General features: G+C 42.4%; 18 protein-coding genes, 2 tRNA genes and 1 pseudogene. 3 read left to right on the top strand and 18 right to left on the bottom strand.

Annotation, left to right across the window (positions count from 1 at the left end; genetic code table 11):
• Nucleotides 1–113: 113 nt before the first annotated feature.
• Nucleotides 114–527 (bottom strand): DUF4488 domain-containing protein, encoded by a 414-nt coding sequence (locus CGC64_RS18790; protein ID WP_259323254.1) that lies wholly within the window; start codon nucleotides 525–527, stop codon nucleotides 114–116.
• Between the two features lie 54 nt (nucleotides 528–581).
• A pseudogene (locus CGC64_RS19235) lies at nucleotides 582–710 on the bottom strand (energy transducer TonB); the annotation flags it as partial.
• 464 nt (nucleotides 711–1174) lie between these two features.
• Between CGC64_RS19235 and CGC64_RS06165 the strand changes: the two are divergent.
• On the top strand, nucleotides 1175–2038 hold the full coding sequence (locus CGC64_RS06165; protein ID WP_005679161.1) for an exodeoxyribonuclease X C-terminal domain-containing protein: 864 nt from the start codon (nucleotides 1175–1177) through the stop codon (nucleotides 2036–2038).
• On the opposite strand, the gene CGC64_RS06160 is transcribed toward CGC64_RS06165, so the two are convergent.
• The 4 genes from CGC64_RS06160 to CGC64_RS06145 all read right to left on the bottom strand — a co-directional run bounded on the left by CGC64_RS06160 (nucleotide 2028) and on the right by CGC64_RS06145 (nucleotide 4842).
• On the bottom strand, nucleotides 2028–2975 hold the full coding sequence (locus CGC64_RS06160) for a metallophosphoesterase family protein (RefSeq protein WP_005679160.1): 948 nt from the start codon (nucleotides 2973–2975) through the stop codon (nucleotides 2028–2030). The genes CGC64_RS06165 and CGC64_RS06160 overlap by 11 nt on opposite strands.
• 80 nt (nucleotides 2976–3055) lie before the next feature.
• Entirely contained in the window at nucleotides 3056–3538 is a 483-nt protein-coding gene (gene ispF / locus CGC64_RS06155; RefSeq protein ID WP_005679158.1) for a 2-C-methyl-D-erythritol 2,4-cyclodiphosphate synthase, read from the bottom strand.
• Nucleotides 3539–3576: 38 nt separating this feature from the next.
• Nucleotides 3577–4191 carry a fumarylacetoacetate hydrolase family protein gene (locus tag CGC64_RS06150; RefSeq protein WP_005679157.1) on the bottom strand — a complete coding sequence of 205 codons (615 nt, stop codon included), beginning with the start codon at nucleotides 4189–4191 and terminating at the stop codon, nucleotides 3577–3579.
• Nucleotides 4192–4842 (bottom strand): redox-sensing transcriptional repressor Rex, encoded by a 651-nt coding sequence (locus CGC64_RS06145; protein WP_005679156.1) that lies wholly within the window; start codon nucleotides 4840–4842, stop codon nucleotides 4192–4194. It abuts the gene before it with no gap.
• Nucleotides 4843–5007: 165 nt separating this feature from the next.
• Here CGC64_RS06145 and CGC64_RS06140 point away from each other — a divergent pair, with 165 nt between their 5' ends.
• Nucleotides 5008–5358, top strand: coding sequence for a translation initiation factor (locus CGC64_RS06140; protein ID WP_005679155.1), 351 nt, complete (start codon nucleotides 5008–5010; stop codon nucleotides 5356–5358).
• A 21-nt stretch (nucleotides 5359–5379) separates the two neighbouring features.
• Nucleotides 5380–5889, top strand: coding sequence for a TlpA family protein disulfide reductase (locus CGC64_RS06135; RefSeq protein ID WP_005679154.1), 510 nt, complete (start codon nucleotides 5380–5382; stop codon nucleotides 5887–5889).
• Between the two features lie 70 nt (nucleotides 5890–5959).
• Here the strand turns inward: CGC64_RS06135 and tsf are convergent, their stop codons facing one another.
• The 12 genes from tsf to yaaA all read right to left on the bottom strand — a co-directional run bounded on the left by tsf (nucleotide 5960) and on the right by yaaA (nucleotide 16017).
• Nucleotides 5960–6952, bottom strand: coding sequence for a translation elongation factor Ts (gene tsf, locus CGC64_RS06130; RefSeq protein WP_005679153.1), 993 nt, complete (start codon nucleotides 6950–6952; stop codon nucleotides 5960–5962).
• A 121-nt stretch (nucleotides 6953–7073) separates the two neighbouring features.
• Entirely contained in the window at nucleotides 7074–7910 is an 837-nt protein-coding gene (rpsB, locus tag CGC64_RS06125) for a 30S ribosomal protein S2 (protein WP_005679152.1), read from the bottom strand.
• Nucleotides 7911–8030: 120 nt separating this feature from the next.
• Nucleotides 8031–8417, bottom strand: a complete 387-nt coding sequence (rpsI, locus tag CGC64_RS06120; protein ID WP_005679151.1) for a 30S ribosomal protein S9 — start codon at nucleotides 8415–8417, stop codon at nucleotides 8031–8033.
• A gap of 6 nt (nucleotides 8418–8423) precedes the next feature.
• A complete protein-coding gene (rplM, locus tag CGC64_RS06115; RefSeq protein WP_004314716.1) occupies nucleotides 8424–8885 on the bottom strand; it encodes a 50S ribosomal protein L13 in 462 nt (153 codons plus the stop codon).
• Between the two features lie 291 nt (nucleotides 8886–9176).
• Nucleotides 9177–9668 carry a DUF4488 domain-containing protein gene (locus CGC64_RS06105; RefSeq protein ID WP_005679149.1) on the bottom strand — a complete coding sequence of 164 codons (492 nt, stop codon included), beginning with the start codon at nucleotides 9666–9668 and terminating at the stop codon, nucleotides 9177–9179.
• 139 nt (nucleotides 9669–9807) lie between these two features.
• A complete protein-coding gene (gene asnS / locus CGC64_RS06100; RefSeq protein WP_005679148.1) occupies nucleotides 9808–11211 on the bottom strand; it encodes an asparagine--tRNA ligase in 1404 nt (467 codons plus the stop codon).
• Between the two features lie 104 nt (nucleotides 11212–11315).
• The gene (locus CGC64_RS06095; protein ID WP_005679147.1) at nucleotides 11316–12800 is read right to left on the bottom strand and encodes a pseudouridine synthase; all 1485 of its coding nucleotides are present in this window, start codon (nucleotides 12798–12800) and stop codon (nucleotides 11316–11318) included.
• 74 nt (nucleotides 12801–12874) lie between these two features.
• A complete protein-coding gene (gene purB / locus CGC64_RS06090; protein WP_005679146.1) occupies nucleotides 12875–14221 on the bottom strand; it encodes an adenylosuccinate lyase in 1347 nt (448 codons plus the stop codon).
• Between the two features lie 143 nt (nucleotides 14222–14364).
• Nucleotides 14365–14439 (bottom strand) — tRNA-Val (locus CGC64_RS06085).
• Nucleotides 14440–14472: 33 nt separating this feature from the next.
• A tRNA-Val gene (locus CGC64_RS06080) sits at nucleotides 14473–14547 on the bottom strand.
• Between the two features lie 139 nt (nucleotides 14548–14686).
• Nucleotides 14687–15238: a sugar O-acetyltransferase gene (locus CGC64_RS06075; RefSeq protein ID WP_005679145.1), complete on the bottom strand. Its 552-nt coding sequence runs from the start codon at nucleotides 15236–15238 to the stop codon at nucleotides 14687–14689.
• 5 nt (nucleotides 15239–15243) lie between these two features.
• Entirely contained in the window at nucleotides 15244–16017 is a 774-nt protein-coding gene (yaaA, locus tag CGC64_RS06070; RefSeq protein WP_005679144.1) for a peroxide stress protein YaaA, read from the bottom strand.
• Nucleotides 16018–16119 lie beyond the last annotated feature (102 nt).

The raw sequence follows: 16119 nt of genomic DNA, 5'->3' as shown, positions 1-16119 counted from the left end.
CTTCGGAGAATATAAATTTATTGCGAACGAAACATCATAGATGTAGAGAATACTATTTTCTTGTTCTTCTGAAATATTATTTGTTACTATATCTTTTCACAAACTGCTAGTTGTCATAAAGTTTGAGGAAACAATTCAGGTTGCTTCAAATTCGGCTGAATAACCCGAACCCAAATTTCTTTACTCGGCAACGGGCGACCAGGTAATTGATAACTAATCTGTAACAGATTCTCCGAAATAAATTCAAATTTCAGTTTACTATCTGCTCCTGTTAGTTCCGGATCAGTTATCGATTTAAAGATTTTTTCAACATAAGTACAGTCAGATGTTTGAGTATAAGTTCCCATTGCCGTTATAACAGCTCTCTCATCCGTTATTGCTAAATGTATATTGAAAAAGTTCTTATCCGATGATAATATTTTCATATAAGGTCCGGTTTGGATATCAAACTTTCCGTATCCTAAAGGTTCCACATGAGTACAAATTTGCCAGACTCCTTCCAAAGACGCCTTTATATTCTTATTCACCTTCAGTCCTTCATTTGAAGAGGAAGAATTATTTTCCCCACTCAGTCGGAAACTAACCGGGATAGTATATGACACCGGGACTTTCTTCCCTTTTTCTCTACCAGGTACCCATTTTCCTGGAATTCCTTTTACTACTCGAAGCGCTTCCTCGTCCAACAACGGGTCAACTCCTCGCACAACCTCAAACTGTTTATATGTTTTTCCTTAGAAATCATCAAGAGCTCACTACTGTGAATAAATAAGCTATCATCAGTAAACAAATAAGCTAACATACGTAAACAATTTTGCTAACTTATGTGAGTTTTTGAAGAACATTGAGAGTTTACAGAAGAAAACCTAAGCACTAATGTATAGTATATAGGAGAATTGTGTAGTATAGCCAGTCAACCAAAATCAAGACCAGACACGCTATGAGGGTAAAAGTTACCCTCACCTTACCCTCATAGTTACCCTCATACCTGTAACCATGATGAATAAAGGGATTAAGGCTATCTATGAAAGTATGAGGGTAAAATGTATGTATAACTTTTACTAGTGAAGCTGTCTTTCCTCAAAACGATACTTAATTGAAGTGATTTTATAAAAAAGAAGTTGCTTTTCTGAATAAAATTGCCTATATTTGAAATATACCAAAAGCGAGAACAATTATGGCTAACCCCAGATTACCGGGCATTTCCGAGAACGAGCAAGCCTTATTGTATGCCAAACTGAATGAATACAACCGAGGCAGAGCCTCTTTCAAAGAGGAGGGTGTTTACTTGGTGGTGTTACCCCGACCGGGGAAACCAAACTATTCCCTTTGGCTCTATTCTCCCCTGCCCGAAAAACAGTCGATTCTTTACATACATGATCTGTCACCGGATATTAACGAGTCTCTCCGAGTGGCCAGTACGATGTTCTATTACTCGAAACGCTGCCTTATTCTTGTGGATTATAATGAGAAAAGAATGCAGAGTAATGGTGACGATCTGATCTTCTTCGGGAAATATCGCGGACACTTCCTGCATGAAATCCTAAAAATAGACCCTTCCTATTTAAGTTGGATAGCCTATAAGTTTACTCCAAAGATTCCCAAACAGGAACGTTTCGTCAAAATAGCACAGGCGTATCACTCCATACACCTGGATATAATGCAGAGAAAATCGAGAGAGAAACGTTCGTCAAGCCGGTATCTGGGAGAGCTGGGAGAGAAACTGACAGACTTGAAACTGAAAGTGACCCGTGTGCGGCTGGAAGATGACCCGTACAAGACAAGAGTAAACGGAACCACCCCACAGTTTTTTGTCAAACAGATACTCACACTGACCGATGCAAGCGGCAACTTGGCTGTTATGAGTATTCCATCTAAAAATCCCAGTGCAGTATCATGTACTCTATCCGGGATAGAACATGAATACCGACTGGGAGAGATTATCTACATCGAATCGGCGAAAGTGTCACGCCGATACGAAAGCTATGGTTCTAAATATACACGCCTTAGTCATGTGAAGTTTGCCAACCTCAACGTTTAGTCCAATCGTCCTTGACAAAGCTTGCCGGATAAGAGACTTTATCCACGATGCCGTCTTTCTGACGGATCCAGGAAGTAAATGTACGGGCGCCTTCATCCAATACGATGATACGGGCGCCGTTCGGCAAATGGTTATACACAGTGTTCCCACCGGTATAACGCCCGTAAGCCAATAGGATGTTTTTCCACATGACCGCGTAATCATTATCGTGGTCGTGTCCGACAAATACTCCCATTACATCTCCCGCTTCTTTCATAGCGGCAAACATTCCCGTGTTTATTCTCGGCGAACAAGCCTCTTCCATTCGAGTACCCCGCAGAGCTGCATTTTCGTCACGGACAGCTTCATGATATTCGGGCAGAGGAATATGGAAAAAGGCCAGAGCGGGCACTGGTTGGCCACCGTTCTGAGCTTTATAAGCTGCGCTTTGCTGGCGATACCAATTTATCTGATCGAACGTAAGCCAGTTATATCCTTTCACGTCTTTCAACGGTGAATAGGAATGGCTGTCCATACAATAAAGCAAAGCTGCATCTTTTTTAGGATCGGAAGAAGACTTCACTGTCAGCACATAATCCGGTGACAAAGCAGTTCCCCGGTCGGGCATTAAATTCCCCGGAACGGTACGGATTATATCGTACAATTGCGTCCGGGTCAATCCTTGTTCATCATCATGATTGCCAAAAGTCACAACGAAAGGGAGTTTACGTTTGGACACCTGCTCCAGAACCTTCAACATACCGGAATCTGCCGGAGCGGAATAAATCACATCACCGGTGAAAATTACCACATCCGGTTGTTCGGCATCAAGCACCTGGTTTATACGTTCCAACGCTACATCCGAGGCCGGATTGCCATATTTAAAATGTACATCGGTAAATTGTACTATTTTAAACTTACCGTCTTTATTAAACTTCAACTCGCTCTTTTGAGCCATACAGAAAGTAGTTAAGAATAAAGCTAACAGTGTTAAGCAGAAATTTAAAGTTCTAATCATGTTTTATTTATTTTAGGGGGTTAATTAGTCTTCTCTATCAGTACCGTGGCATAAGCGGAGATACCTTCTTCACGACCGGTAAATCCAAGCTTCTCGGTAGTAGTAGCTTTGATCGAGATATCATCTGCGTCAATCCCCATTACGGTTGCCATCGTCTCCTGCATCAAAGGGATATGTGCCTTCAGCTTCGGACGTTCCGCACAAATCGTCGCGTCAATATTGCCGACCTTATATCCTTTGCCGGCAATCAGTTCCACAGTCTTTTTCAACAGAATCTTGCTATCAATATTTTTAAACTCTCCGGCTGTATCCGGGAAATGATAACCGATATCACGCATATTGGCCGCTCCCAATAAAGCGTCGCAAACAGCGTGCAGCAGCACGTCGGCGTCCGAATGTCCCAACAGCCCTTTCGTATGCTCCAAAAGGACACCGCCCAACCATAACTCACGCCCCTCGACCAGTTGATGTACATCGAAGCCAAAACCTACTCTTATTTTCATAAATTGTATACTAAATGTTTTTTTGATGAACGGATGAATCAGCGGATATAGAAATCCAGCAGTTTCTCACCTTCCAGATATCCCTGCAAATGCTGTCCGATACTGACCGGACCTACACCGGCAGGCGTACCCGTAAACAGGAGATCTCCGATTTTAAGCGTCACAAAACGGCTGACATAAGCAATGATATCGTCTATCTTGAAAAGCATATCTGCCGTACAGCCACTCTGCACTTCCTTACCGTCAATCAGGAGATTAAAATTCAGGTTCTGGATATCCTTATAGCGATCTACCGGAACAAAAGTACCAATAGCAGCCGATGAGTCAAAGCCTTTGCAGAGTTCCCAGGGGTTGCCCTGCTCGCGGAACTTCCGTTGAAGGTCACGGGCAGTAAAGTCAATGCCTACGGTCACTGCGTCATAATAGCGGTTAGCAAAACGGGGAGCGATATTCTTCCCCAGCCGGTTGATACGGACCACCAGTTCCGTCTCATAATGTATCTCGTTAGAAAAATCGGGAATGAAAAAGGGTTTACTATCTTTCAGGATAGCGGAATCGGGCTTCATAAAAATCACCGGTTCCGTATTTATCTGTGTATGTCCCAGTTCTTTGTTGTGCCGGGCGTAGTTCATTCCTACTGCAATAATCTTCATTTATTTCTCGTTAAAGTTCAATCGGTTAAACATTACAGCCAAGTGGGCATAAAGGGAAGTATTCTGCACCACAATATTCTCCGGTACGCGAATACGGAACGGAGTAAAATTCCATACCGCCTTTATACCTCCGTCTACCATTTTATTTGTAATTTCCTGAGCTATATTAATAGGTACTGTCAGCACACCGATATTCACGTCATATTCTTTCATCTTTGTTTCGAAATCATCAGAATGAAAAATAGGAATGCCATTCAGGTCTTTTCCCACCAATTCGGGGTTGACATCAAAAGCTGCCACAATCTCCAGTCCGAAATGATGCAAACCCGAGTCCCGGAGCAAAGCGGCCCCCAGACTACCTACACCAAACAAGAAGGCTTTATGCATATTGGTAAATCCTAGAAAGCTCTCTAATACCTCAATCAGTGCGTCAATGTTATACCCCACTCTCGTACGCCCCGATATATTGACGTACGACAAATCTTTGGCGATTTGGGATGCGTCAATATTTATTTCCTTAGAGATTTGTGTAGAAGAAACGTATTGTTCTCCTTTTTCTTTCATCAGTTTTATATTAGACAGATACCAGGGAAGTCTGCGCAAGGTAGGCTCCGGCACTTTATCCGCCTCTTTTGGTATATAAGTGCTCATACTTCTTACATAATTTGGTATTTTGCAAAAGTACATTATTTTTTGAGACTGACAACCCAATATCGCAAAACCTTAATAGAGATTAAACAAAACAATGAAAACCAATGCAAATTTTGCTCTTTTCCATAAGTTTGATACTTTTGGGAAGAAATAAAAAGAAGAAGCATGAAAAAGAACGATTGGAAAGACAGGCTGAATGTGGTGTATTCCACGAACCCTGATTTTGGCTACGAAATGGATAATGACGAAGAACAGGTCACTCTCGATAAAGACAAACAAAACCTCCGAGTTTCCATTGACAAGAAAAACCGGGGTGGTAAAGTGGTAACATTAATTACCGGATTTGTCGGTACGGAGAACGACTTGAAGGAACTGGGCAAGCTGCTGAAAAGTAAATGCGGAGTAGGTGGTTCAGCTAAAGACGGAGAAATCATCATACAAGGGGATTTCAAGACTAAGGTCATGGAACTGCTTGTCAGGGAAGGATACACGAAAACAAAAGGTATAGGAGGCTAACTTATTTAAAAGATATAAGAAATGAAGAAAGTTACTTTATTTTGTGCAGCAGCGTTATTCTCACTGCTGTCGTTTGCACAGAACGACAAAGGGGATATAGTCAAAACAGGCGACAAGATGCCTGCTTTCACCCTTACTTCGACCGTCAACGGAACAGTAAATTCCGCAGACTTGAAAGGGAAAGTAGTACTCATTAATATCTTTGCCACTTGGTGCGGTCCTTGCCAGAGTGAACTGGCAGAAGTTCAGAAAACCCTTTGGCCCAAATATAAAGACAACAAGGATTTCCGCATGATAGTGATCGGACGTGAGCATACCGATGAGGAATTAACGGCATACAACAAGCGCAAGGAATTTACGTTTCCTCTCTACCCGGATCCCAAACGGGAAGTCACGAATAAATTTGCCAGTCAGTACATTCCCAGAAGTTACCTGATTAACAAAGAAGGGAAAGTGATATCCGCTACTGTCGGTTACCAAAAAGAGGAAATGGACAAGTTGATGAAGGAAATAGACAAAGCATTGAAATAACAAAAAAATGAGACTGTCCTCAAAAAAAAGATTTGAAGACAGCCTCCTATATTCTCAGTTTCCTGACTGATTATTCAGCTTTCAAAGTGAAACGCTTGAAGTCAACGATTTTCAGTTCAGGATCAGCTGCAGCCAACACTTCTCTTACTGTCTTCTTAGCGTCCATGATATCTTCCTGATTCAACAGGCAAACTTCTTTCAAGAACTTACCCAGACGGCCTTTAGCAATGTTCTGAATCATTTGTTCAGGCAGATGTGCAGCCTTTTCAGCAGAAACGGTAGCAATGATTTCTTTTGCCTTCGCTACATCTTCAGCAGTAATCCATCCTTTAGCCATGTTGCTTTCCATGTGTTCTTCGCTGTCCACATGAGCCGGGTTGATGTTAGCTTTCTTCAGAGCTGCTTCTACAGCCTTCTGTACCTGTTCTGCTTTTGTCTTCTCAATGGCAACTTCGATTTCTTTCTGTTTTACTTCTTCAGAAACGCCATCTTCATCAATGGCAATCGGGTTCATAGCAGCAATCTGCATAGCTACTTGTTTAGCCAACTGATCGTTAACTTCCTTGTTGAAAGCAACAATAGTGCAAAGACCATTTCTGTTCATGTGGTTGTAAACAGCAGTGCATACACCTTCTACAGTCATGTAACCATCAAGTTCCATTTTTTCACCAGTGATACCGCTACGATCAACTACTGCATCCTGTACAGTACCGTTACCCATCGGCAATGCTTTTACTTCCTCCAAAGTCTTGCATTTGTTAGCCACAGCAAGATCAAGAATATCCTGAGTCAGCTTCACGTAATCTGCATTCTGAGCCACAAAGTCAGTTTCACACTTCAAAGCAATGATAACAGCACGGTCACCGGTAGTCTTAGCCAAAACGCAACCTTCAGCAGCTTCACGTTCTGAACGCTTAGCAGCAACAGCTTGCCCTTTCTTACGGATAATTTCCATTGCCTTGTCGAAATCGCCTTCAGCTTCAGTCAATGCGTTTTTACAATCCATCATACCAGCTCCGGTCATTTTACGCAGCTTGGTAATATCAGCCATAGTTACAGCCATAATAATTTCTTTTATTTAAATGAATAATAAATTTCAAAACAAAAAAATGTGCCAATCTGCCAATCAAGATGCAAGTGTATAAGCATACCCTTGCACATTAGCAAATTGGCACATTATTATATTAAGCCTCTTCGTCTTCCTTCAAGAAAGCAGCAGCTTTAGCTGCGTTGATAGCTTCTTCGTCAGATTTGTCGAGTCTTGCTTTAGCTGATTTCTTCTTGCCTTTGTTAGCAGGAGCTTCACCGGCAGCTTCCATATCGATCTTTTCAGCTTTTCTTTCTTCCAAGCCTTCAATCATAGCAGCACAACAAGCATCCAGAATAACTTCTACTGATTTAGTAGCATCATCATTAGCAGGAATTACGAAATCTACGTTTGAAGGGTCAGAATTAGTATCAACGATACCAAATACAGGAATACCCAAACGGTTAGCTTCGCGAACTGCGATATTTTCTTTCATTACGTCGATAACGAACAATGCAGACGGCAGACGAGTCAAGTCAGCGATAGAACCCAAAGTCTTGTCCAATTTTGCACGTTGACGAGAGATCTGAAGAATTTCTCTCTTAGAAAGGTTAGAATAAGTACCATCGTTAGTCAATTTGTCGATAGTAGCCATTTTCTTCACAGCCTTACGGATAGTCGGGAAGTTAGTCAACATACCACCCGGCCAGCGTTCGATTACATAAGGCATATTAACAGATTGAGCTTTCTCAGCTACAACTTGTTTAGCTTGTTTTTTAGTAGCAACAAAAAGAACTTTCTTGCCTGATTTAGCAATCTGTTTCAAAGCTTCAGCAGCTTCATCTACTTTTGCAACTGTTTTGTGGAGGTCAATGATGTGAATACCATTGCGTTCCATGAAAATATAAGGAGCCATTGCAGGGTTCCACTTTCTTTTAAGGTGTCCGAAGTGGCATCCGGCTTCCAATAATGTATCAAAATTTGTTCTTGACATCTTGTTTTTCTTTAAATCGTTTACTTTCTTTTTTGTTTTTTCTAAACCAACCGCCGGGTAGTCTATGAGTAGAGTCCCAGTAGTTTAGATACTAAACATATTCCTCGGTCAGGCAGCCCATTAACGCTTGCTGAACTGGAATCTTCTACGAGCTTTCGGCTGTCCCGGTTTCTTACGCTCAACAGAACGCGGGTCACGAGTCATAAAGCCTTCTGCACGAAGAGCAGCTTTATCTTCAGCGTTGATTTTAACCAATGCACGGGCAATTGCTAAACGCAAAGCCTGAGACTGACCTGTGAAACCACCACCACACAAGTTTACTTTGATGTCATACTTCTCAGCAGCACCAATCTTGTTCAATGGTTGTTTTACAACATACTGAAGAATAGTTGATGGAAAGTACTCTGCAAGGTCTCTCTTGTTAATAGTAATCTTTCCTGTACCTTCGCTTACGAAAATACGTGCAATTGCACGTTTACGTCTGCCTAATGCATTTACTACTTCCATTATATCTTATTTATATGAATTAATATCAATCATTTTCGGGTTCTGAGCTGCTTGTTTGTGTTCGCTACCAGCGTAAACATACAAGTTGTTCAGCAATTTAGCTCCCAAAATGTTCTTAGGAAGCATGCCCTTCACTACTTTTTTCAGTAATCTCTCTTCACCGTTCGGTTTTGCAATCAAACGGGCAGGAGTCATTTCTCTCTGACCACCAGGGTAGCCTGTATATGACAAATAAACTCTGTCATTCCACTTGTTACCAGTCAGTTTTACTTTGTCTGCATTGATGATGATAACGTTATCACCGCAGTCTACGTGAGGAGTAAAGTTTGGTTTGTACTTTCCTCTCAACAATTTTGCAACTTTTGCTCCCAGACGACCCAGTGTTTGGTCTGTAGCGTCAACAATAACCCATTCTTTGGTTACAGTTGCTTTGTTGGCAGAAATGGTCTTGTAACTTAAAGTATCCACTCTAATTTTGTTTTTTAAATGTTACTACTAAAAATATTCTTCACCACTTATTAGTCTTCCCCGGACAAAGGACGACTAACTTGCTATGAATTAATCTCTTATCATTTTGTGATAATAATCGGCTTGCAAAAGTACGGCTTTTCTTTGAATTGGCAAACTATTTCTTGCTTTTTTTGAATATATCTAATTGGCAAACAAGAAGAAATAGAACGAAAAACAGGCATAAAAAAGTCTGCATATCTTCTCCTTTAAAGAAGTAATATGCAGACTATAATAACAATCAAATTATCTTTATCTCACAATATCTTCCGGAAACTTGGCCGGCATACTTATTCTTTTCCAGGTTTCATAATACCAGGTGTTCAATTCATTTCCATTCAAGTCATTCTTGATGAAGTATTTTAAATGCAGATAATCGCTATCCTTTATTTCAAATTCCAGAATATTGTCCTGATTATCCAACATCGGAAGATGAATATTCTTCTCGATACTTTCTCTATAAGAATCATCTGTCAACTGCTTCCACGACCCATATCCCGTAACAATTGCACTGGAACCGGGAATAATAGTGAAGTTCACGATTCTTCCATCATCACTCAATACCTTAAATGTATTACTGGGTTTCAACTCTCCCGGAACATCGGGAGACTCCGACACATAATGGCAAAGTTGCCAGATTCCTTTCAACTCGGCCACCTTGAATTTAGTTTTCTTTTGGGCCATCGCACCTGTTACCGCCAACAACATTATTGAAAGCATGGTAAAGAAATAGAGTTTTTTCATTGCCGTATTATTTTAGTTAACACTCTTGAATGCGTATGTCCAAATATAAAGATTTATTTTGAGAATAGAACAATAAAGTGCATAAAAAAACTCGCATAACCAAAAGATTATGCGAGTTTTACATAAATATACCGAAATATTAGAAATCAGCATTTCTCGGTGTACGCGGGAACGGTATCACGTCACGGATGTTTGACATGCCTGTTACGAAAAGTAACAAACGTTCAAAACCAAGCCCGAAGCCGGAGTGAGGACAAGTACCGAACTTGCGGGTATCCAGATACCACCACATATCCTTCATCGGGATATGCATTTCTTCAATACGAGTCATCAGCTTATCATAATCTGATTCACGTTCGGAACCGCCTATGATTTCACCGATTTTCGGGAAAAGAACATCCATTGCACGCACCGTCTTACCATCCTCGTTTTGCTTCATATAGAAGGCTTTGATCTCCTTCGGATAGTCAGTCAGGATTACCGGACACTTGAAATGTTCTTCCACCAAATAACGTTCGTGTTCGGAAGCCAAGTCCACACCCCAATAAACCGGGAACTCAAATTTGTGGCCTTTTGCAACAGCTTCCTCCAGAATCTTGATACCGTCTGTATAAGGCAAACGTACAAAATTATCTTTCAATACACCTTGCAGCCGTTCAATCAATCCCTTATCGAACATATCATTCAGGAATTTCACGTCATCCGCACAGTTATCCAACGCCCATTTCACACAATATTTAATGAACTCTTCTGCCAAGTCCATATTGTCTGCGATGTCGTTGAAAGCAACTTCCGGCTCAATCATCCAAAACTCAGCCAAGTGACGGGGAGTATTGGAGTTTTCGGCACGGAACGTAGGACCAAATGTATAGATAGCTCCCAAAGCTGTGGCAGCCAGCTCACCTTCCAACTGACCGGAAACAGTCAAACTGGCCTGCTTGCCGAAGAAATCATCATCATAAGAGATAGAACCTCTTTCGTCTTTCTTCAAGTCATACAGATTCATGGTAGTCACCTGAAACATCTGTCCGGCACCTTCACAGTCTGAAGCTGTAATGATTGGCGTATGAAAATAGAAGAATCCCCTGTCATGGAAAAACTTGTGGATAGCAATTGCCATGTTATGACGAATACGGAACACCGCACCAAAAGTATTGGTACGCGGACGCAAATGGGCAATCTCGCGCAAGAATTCCATAGAGTGCCCTTTCTTCTGCAACGGGTATGTGTTATCGCAAGTACCCAGCACTTCGATTTCACGAGCCTGCACTTCCACCTTTTGGCCGGAGCCTACCGATTCCACCATTTCACCGTTCACGCTGATACAAGCGCCGGTAGTAATCAGTTTCAGCATCTCTTCATCAAAATTAGCCAAATCTACTACGACCTGCAAATTATTTATTGTAGAACCGTCATTCAGTGCGATAAAGTTTACTTGTTTGCTACCTCGGCGGGTGCGAACCCAGCCTTTCACATTGACCATAGCGCCGATATCCGTACGCTTCAACAAATCAACAATTTTTGTTCTACCAATCTTTTCCATTTAACTTATTCTTTTTAGATACAAGAAGACGAGGTTTAAAACACAAGATTCATTTTTCCTGCTTTCTTTCCCCGTCCTCTGCCAAGTTGTTATTTATTAACTTATTATTCAAACGAACCCATGCGGAGGTAGTTTACTTCTGCTTCCGACAGGTAACGCCAGTCTCCGCGACGCAAACCTTTTTTAGTCAGTCCGGCGAAGAATACACGGTCGAGTTTTACTACTTTATAACCCAGTGATTCGAAAATACGGCGAACGATACGGTTCTTACCGGAGTGAATTTCGATACCTACCTGGTCTTTCTTGAAATCATCGGTATAGCTGATAGCGTCTGCATGGATTTCACCGTCTTCCAACTGGATGCCGGCTGCAATCTGATCCATATCCGCTTTTGTCAGGTTCTTGTCCAGATGAACATGATAAATTTTCTTTTTCAGAAATTTCGGATGTGTCAGCTTGGAAGCCAAGTCACCGTCATTTGTCAGTAACAGTACACCAGTCGTGTTACGGTCAAGACGTCCTACCGGATAGATACGTTCGTTACAAGCGCCTTTTACCAAATCCATTACCGTACGGCGCTCCTGCGGATCATCCGATGTGGTAACAGTATCTTTCGGCTTATTCAGCAATACATATACCTTACGTTCGATGCTAACCGGTTCATCGTGGAATTTCACGACATCCGAGCGTTTGATTTTTGTACCCAATTCAGTAACAACTTCACCATTTACAGAAACCACACCTGCTGTAATAAATTCATCAGCCTCACGACGTGAACAAACACCGGCATTAGCCAGGAATTTATTCAGACGAATCGGTTCGTTCGGGTCAACAAACTGTTCCTTGTACTCGATTTGTTTCTTTATGCTATATTTAGCATTCGGGTCATAATCGCCGGTACGTGGACGAGGACGGTAACCGCCCTGACGGTCATTATTGAATCTCGGACGATAGCCACCACCGTTGTTGCTGCGATAGCCTCCACCTTCACCACTATTGAAGCGAGGACGATACGGGCGGTCACCACCTTCGCGGTTGTAAGGACGCTGAGGACGGTCGCCACCTTCACCACTATTGAAACGGGGACGATACGGACGATCACCATAAGAGCGTTGTTCGCCGCCTTCACGGTTGTAAGGACGCTGAGGACGGTCGCTGCCGTCAGAATTCGGATTAAATCTCGGACGATACGGACGATCACCACCTTCACGATTGTAGGAAGGGCGTTGAGGACGATCACCATAAGAACCACCTTCGCGGTTGTAAGGACGTTGCGGACGGTCGCCACCTTCACTATTGTTATTGAAGCGAGGACGATACGGACGATCACCGCCTTCACGATTGTAAGAAGGACGTTGCGGACGGTCGCCATAAGAGCGATCACCATACGAACGCTGTGGGCGTTCGCCCCCTTCATTGTTGGCATTAAATCTCGGGCGATACGGACGATCCCCACCTTCACGGTTGTAAGAAGGACGATACGGACGTTCTCCTCCCTCTCTGTTGTACGACCTGTTACCATCACGGCCGGCACCTGTATTCTCTTCATTGAAAGAATTTTCGCGCCATTCTTCGTTTTCTGTGCTCATTTTTTTATTCGAATAAAATTAGACTTTGGCCTCACGGCCTATTTAAAAAACACGTTTATTGTATAAGTAAACAATTAAAGCCCCGTATAAGTATGCGGAGTAATTGCTCTTAACTCTTTTTTAATATCTTCGTTTACATTCAGTTCTTCGATAAACTCTTTGATAGAATTTTCCGTAATCGCCTGATTTGTCCGCGTCAAAGCTTTCAACGCTTCATACGGATGCGGATAAGCCTCACGGCGCAGGATTGTCTGGATAGCCTCAGCTACTACGCTCCAGCAGTTATCCAAATCACGGTAAATAGCCGGTTCATTCAATAATAGTTTGCGTAGTCCTTTCAAAGAACTCTGAATTGCAATCACAATATGTCCGAAAGGTACGCCTACATTACGCAGAACGGTAGAGTCGGTCAAATCACGCTGCAAACGGGAAACCGGAAGCTTCACAGCCAAATGTTCCAGAATGGAAGTGGCGATCCCCAAGTTTCCTTCCGCATTTTCGAAGTCAATCGGGTTCACTTTGTGCGGCATTGCGCTCGAACCGACTTCTCCGGCTTTTATCTTCTGTTTGAAATACTCCATAGAGATATATTGCCAGAAGTCCCGGTTCATATCTACCATTATAGTATTGATACGCTTCATTGCATCAAAAACAGCAGAGAGGTTATCATAGTTTGAAATCTGAGTCGTATATTCTTCACGTTCCAGTCCCAGTTTTTCTGCAACGAAACGATTACCGAACTGTTTCCAGTCATACTGAGGATATGCCACATGATGTGCATTGTAATTGCCGGTAGCACCGCCAAACTTAGCGGTAATCGGGCAAGCCTTCAACATAGCCAGCTGACGTTCCAAGCGGTAAACGAATACCATTACTTCTTTACCTAAACGGGTAGGAGAAGCCGGCTGACCGTGAGTTTTGGCAAGCATCGGAATATCAGCCCAATCTGTTGCATAAGTTTTTAACTGTGCAATCAGTTCTTCAATCAACGGATAATACACTTTATCGAGCGCTTCCTTGATAGAAAGAGGAACAGACGTATTGTTTATATCCTGAGAAGTCAGTCCGAAGTGAATGAATTCCTTATAGTCATCCATCCCCCCCATTTTGTCAAATTCTTCTTTCAGGAAGTATTCTACGGCCTTCACATCATGATTGGTTACACTTTCGATATCTTTAATACGCTGTGCATCTGCTTCCGAAAAGTTACGGTAAATATTACGCAGAGTTTCAAACACGCTGTTATCGATTCCTTTTAATTGCGGCAAAGGGAGTTCGCACAAGGTGATAAAGTATTCCACCTCTACCTGTACACGGTATTTAATCAGTGCAAATTCAGAGAAATAAGCTGCCAAAGCTTTAGTTTTGCCTCTATATCGACCATCAATCGGAGATATGGCCGTTAATACATCAAGTTCCATACGTTTTCTTAGATAATTATCAGACTGCAAAATTAACTCTTTTTCCTGAGTTATAAGGCAAAAGGACAAAGAAAGTTTGTATAAAAGAGGTAAGAAATAAAAAAAGTCTCACGAATTTCTTCATAAGACTTTCCTTTTGGTAGTGGGCGTTGACGGATTCGAACCGCCGACCCTCTGCTTGTAAGGCAGATGCTCTGAACCAGCTGAGCTAAACGCCCTTGTTAATGAGCCGGAAGTGTTTCGTTTTTGTGTGGGCGTTGACGGATTCGAACCGCCGACCCTCTGCTTGTAAGGCAGATGCTCTGAACCAGCTGAGCTAAACGCCCTTACACTTCCGTTTCAAAAGCGATGCAAAGGTACGGCATTTTTTGAAATCTGCAAACATTTATCGAATTATTTTTCAAACTTTTTATGTATAATTCCGTGAAGTTACTGATTATCAGCCCGCAAACTATAATTTTTTTTTCAGTCCCTACGTCGGATTACACGCGCCGGATTCCCGACTGCGATACTATCATCAGGAATATCTTTCGTCACGACACTTCCCGCTCCTATCACACAACGATCACCAATCGTCACACCGGGACATATAATAGCTCCGCCACCAATCCAGCAGTCCTCACCAACCGCCACCGGATAAGCGTATTCCTTGGAGCCTCTTCTTTCCAAATAATCCATCGGATGATGCGGTGTGTAAATCTGCACACAAGGCCCGATAAGCGTATGAGCACCAATCGTGATATATCCGCCGTCCAGAAATGTGCAGTTAGCATTGACAAACACATGCTCGCCTAACTTGATTCCGTCCCCATGATCGCAATAGAAAGGCGGACAAATAACCGAAGTTTCAGGAATCCTCGGCACCAGTTCTTCCAGTAATTTCCTGTACCCTTCATCATACGTACTCATTCCCCGCATGCGAGCCAACAATTTCTTGGCATGCTCAAAACGCACCTGCAACTCCGGCGAAGACATATCTGCCAACAGGCCGTTACGCATCTTTTCAACTTCCGTCATACTCTTTATCCTCCCTGACCATTAATAAATACAAACCGCCTCTCATCCGAAAGAGCCTCATCAAACTCGAAGCCTTCCCACGAAAATTCTTTCAAATCTTCCGGATTCTCTATTCTATTTTTCAAGATAAAACGCGTCATTTCACCACGAGACATCTTGGTATATATTACCACCGTAGCCAGTTTCCCGTTCTTCCACACATGAAATTCAGGAGTCACGACACGCACTTCTTTCTCCACCCGTTTCCAGTCAAACAAACTTCTCATTTCGTCACTGGCCAGATTGCATAAAATACCTCCCACCTGTTTGATGTCTTGTATAAACGTATCCGTCAGGCGCGACCGCCAGTAAGAAAACATCGTCTGATTACCCAACTCCGGCAATACCACATCTCCTTCGAGACGATAGGGGCGAATCACATCCAGCGGACGCAACAAACCGTAACAAAAAGATGTCAGCCGCAAATGTTCCTGTGCATATTCGAGTTCTGAGGCAGAGAAGTCTTTCGGATTCAACCGCTTGAACACAATTCCCGTATAAGAGAACAAAGCCGACAATTCCGGAGTTTCTTCCGCATGGAAAGCCTGATAACGCTTATAATTCTCTACTGCTATTTTAGCATTCACACGCAACAAACGTTCCAGATCGCCGACAGCAAACTGCGACATCTGCAAAGCTATCTCAGAGGCTTCCTTTTGAAAACGGGGAGCCGTAGTCAAAGGAACCTTCACCTTTGAAACATCACTCATTGTCTTGGCACAAGATAAAAGCACAAGCATATTTCAACTACTAATTACAAGTTACTAATTACGAAGTAGCAAAGATAAAAAATAAAACAAGAAAACCCGCTATTAACAGACTGTCAATAGCGGGCACTTATT

Origin of the sequence: Bacteroides caccae (assembly GCF_002222615.2) — a bacterium.
Taxonomy (GTDB): Bacteria; Bacteroidota; Bacteroidia; order Bacteroidales; family Bacteroidaceae; genus Bacteroides; species Bacteroides caccae.
The sequence above is the reverse complement of the archived record's forward strand: the minus strand, read 5'-3'. Positions and strand labels throughout refer to the sequence as shown.

What these genes read in the sequence shown, in the direction of transcription:
- asnS (WP_005679148.1), bottom strand. Translation starts at nt 11,211, where the DNA reads ATGGAAAAGATTGGTAGAACAAAAATTGTTGATTTGTTGAAGCGTACG.
- tsf (WP_005679153.1), bottom strand. Translation starts at nt 6,952, where the DNA reads ATGGCTGTAACTATGGCTGATATTACCAAGCTGCGTAAAATGACCGGA.
- CGC64_RS06150 (WP_005679157.1), bottom strand. Translation starts at nt 4,191, where the DNA reads ATGAAGATTATTGCAGTAGGAATGAACTACGCCCGGCACAACAAAGAA.
- CGC64_RS06140 (WP_005679155.1), top strand. Translation starts at nt 5,008, where the DNA reads ATGAAAAAGAACGATTGGAAAGACAGGCTGAATGTGGTGTATTCCACG.
- purB (WP_005679146.1), bottom strand. Translation starts at nt 14,221, where the DNA reads ATGGAACTTGATGTATTAACGGCCATATCTCCGATTGATGGTCGATAT.
- CGC64_RS06095 (WP_005679147.1), bottom strand. Translation starts at nt 12,800, where the DNA reads ATGAGCACAGAAAACGAAGAATGGCGCGAAAATTCTTTCAATGAAGAG.
- CGC64_RS06135 (WP_005679154.1), top strand. Translation starts at nt 5,380, where the DNA reads ATGAAGAAAGTTACTTTATTTTGTGCAGCAGCGTTATTCTCACTGCTG.
- yaaA (WP_005679144.1), bottom strand. Translation starts at nt 16,017, where the DNA reads ATGCTTGTGCTTTTATCTTGTGCCAAGACAATGAGTGATGTTTCAAAG.
- ispF (WP_005679158.1), bottom strand. Translation starts at nt 3,538, where the DNA reads ATGAAAATAAGAGTAGGTTTTGGCTTCGATGTACATCAACTGGTCGAG.
- CGC64_RS06165 (WP_005679161.1), top strand. Translation starts at nt 1,175, where the DNA reads ATGGCTAACCCCAGATTACCGGGCATTTCCGAGAACGAGCAAGCCTTA.
- CGC64_RS06160 (WP_005679160.1), bottom strand. Translation starts at nt 2,975, where the DNA reads ATGGCTCAAAAGAGCGAGTTGAAGTTTAATAAAGACGGTAAGTTTAAA.
- CGC64_RS06105 (WP_005679149.1), bottom strand. Translation starts at nt 9,668, where the DNA reads ATGAAAAAACTCTATTTCTTTACCATGCTTTCAATAATGTTGTTGGCG.
- CGC64_RS06145 (WP_005679156.1), bottom strand. Translation starts at nt 4,842, where the DNA reads ATGAGCACTTATATACCAAAAGAGGCGGATAAAGTGCCGGAGCCTACC.
- rpsI (WP_005679151.1), bottom strand. Translation starts at nt 8,417, where the DNA reads ATGGAAGTAGTAAATGCATTAGGCAGACGTAAACGTGCAATTGCACGT.
- CGC64_RS06075 (WP_005679145.1), bottom strand. Translation starts at nt 15,238, where the DNA reads ATGACGGAAGTTGAAAAGATGCGTAACGGCCTGTTGGCAGATATGTCT.
- rpsB (WP_005679152.1), bottom strand. Translation starts at nt 7,910, where the DNA reads ATGTCAAGAACAAATTTTGATACATTATTGGAAGCCGGATGCCACTTC.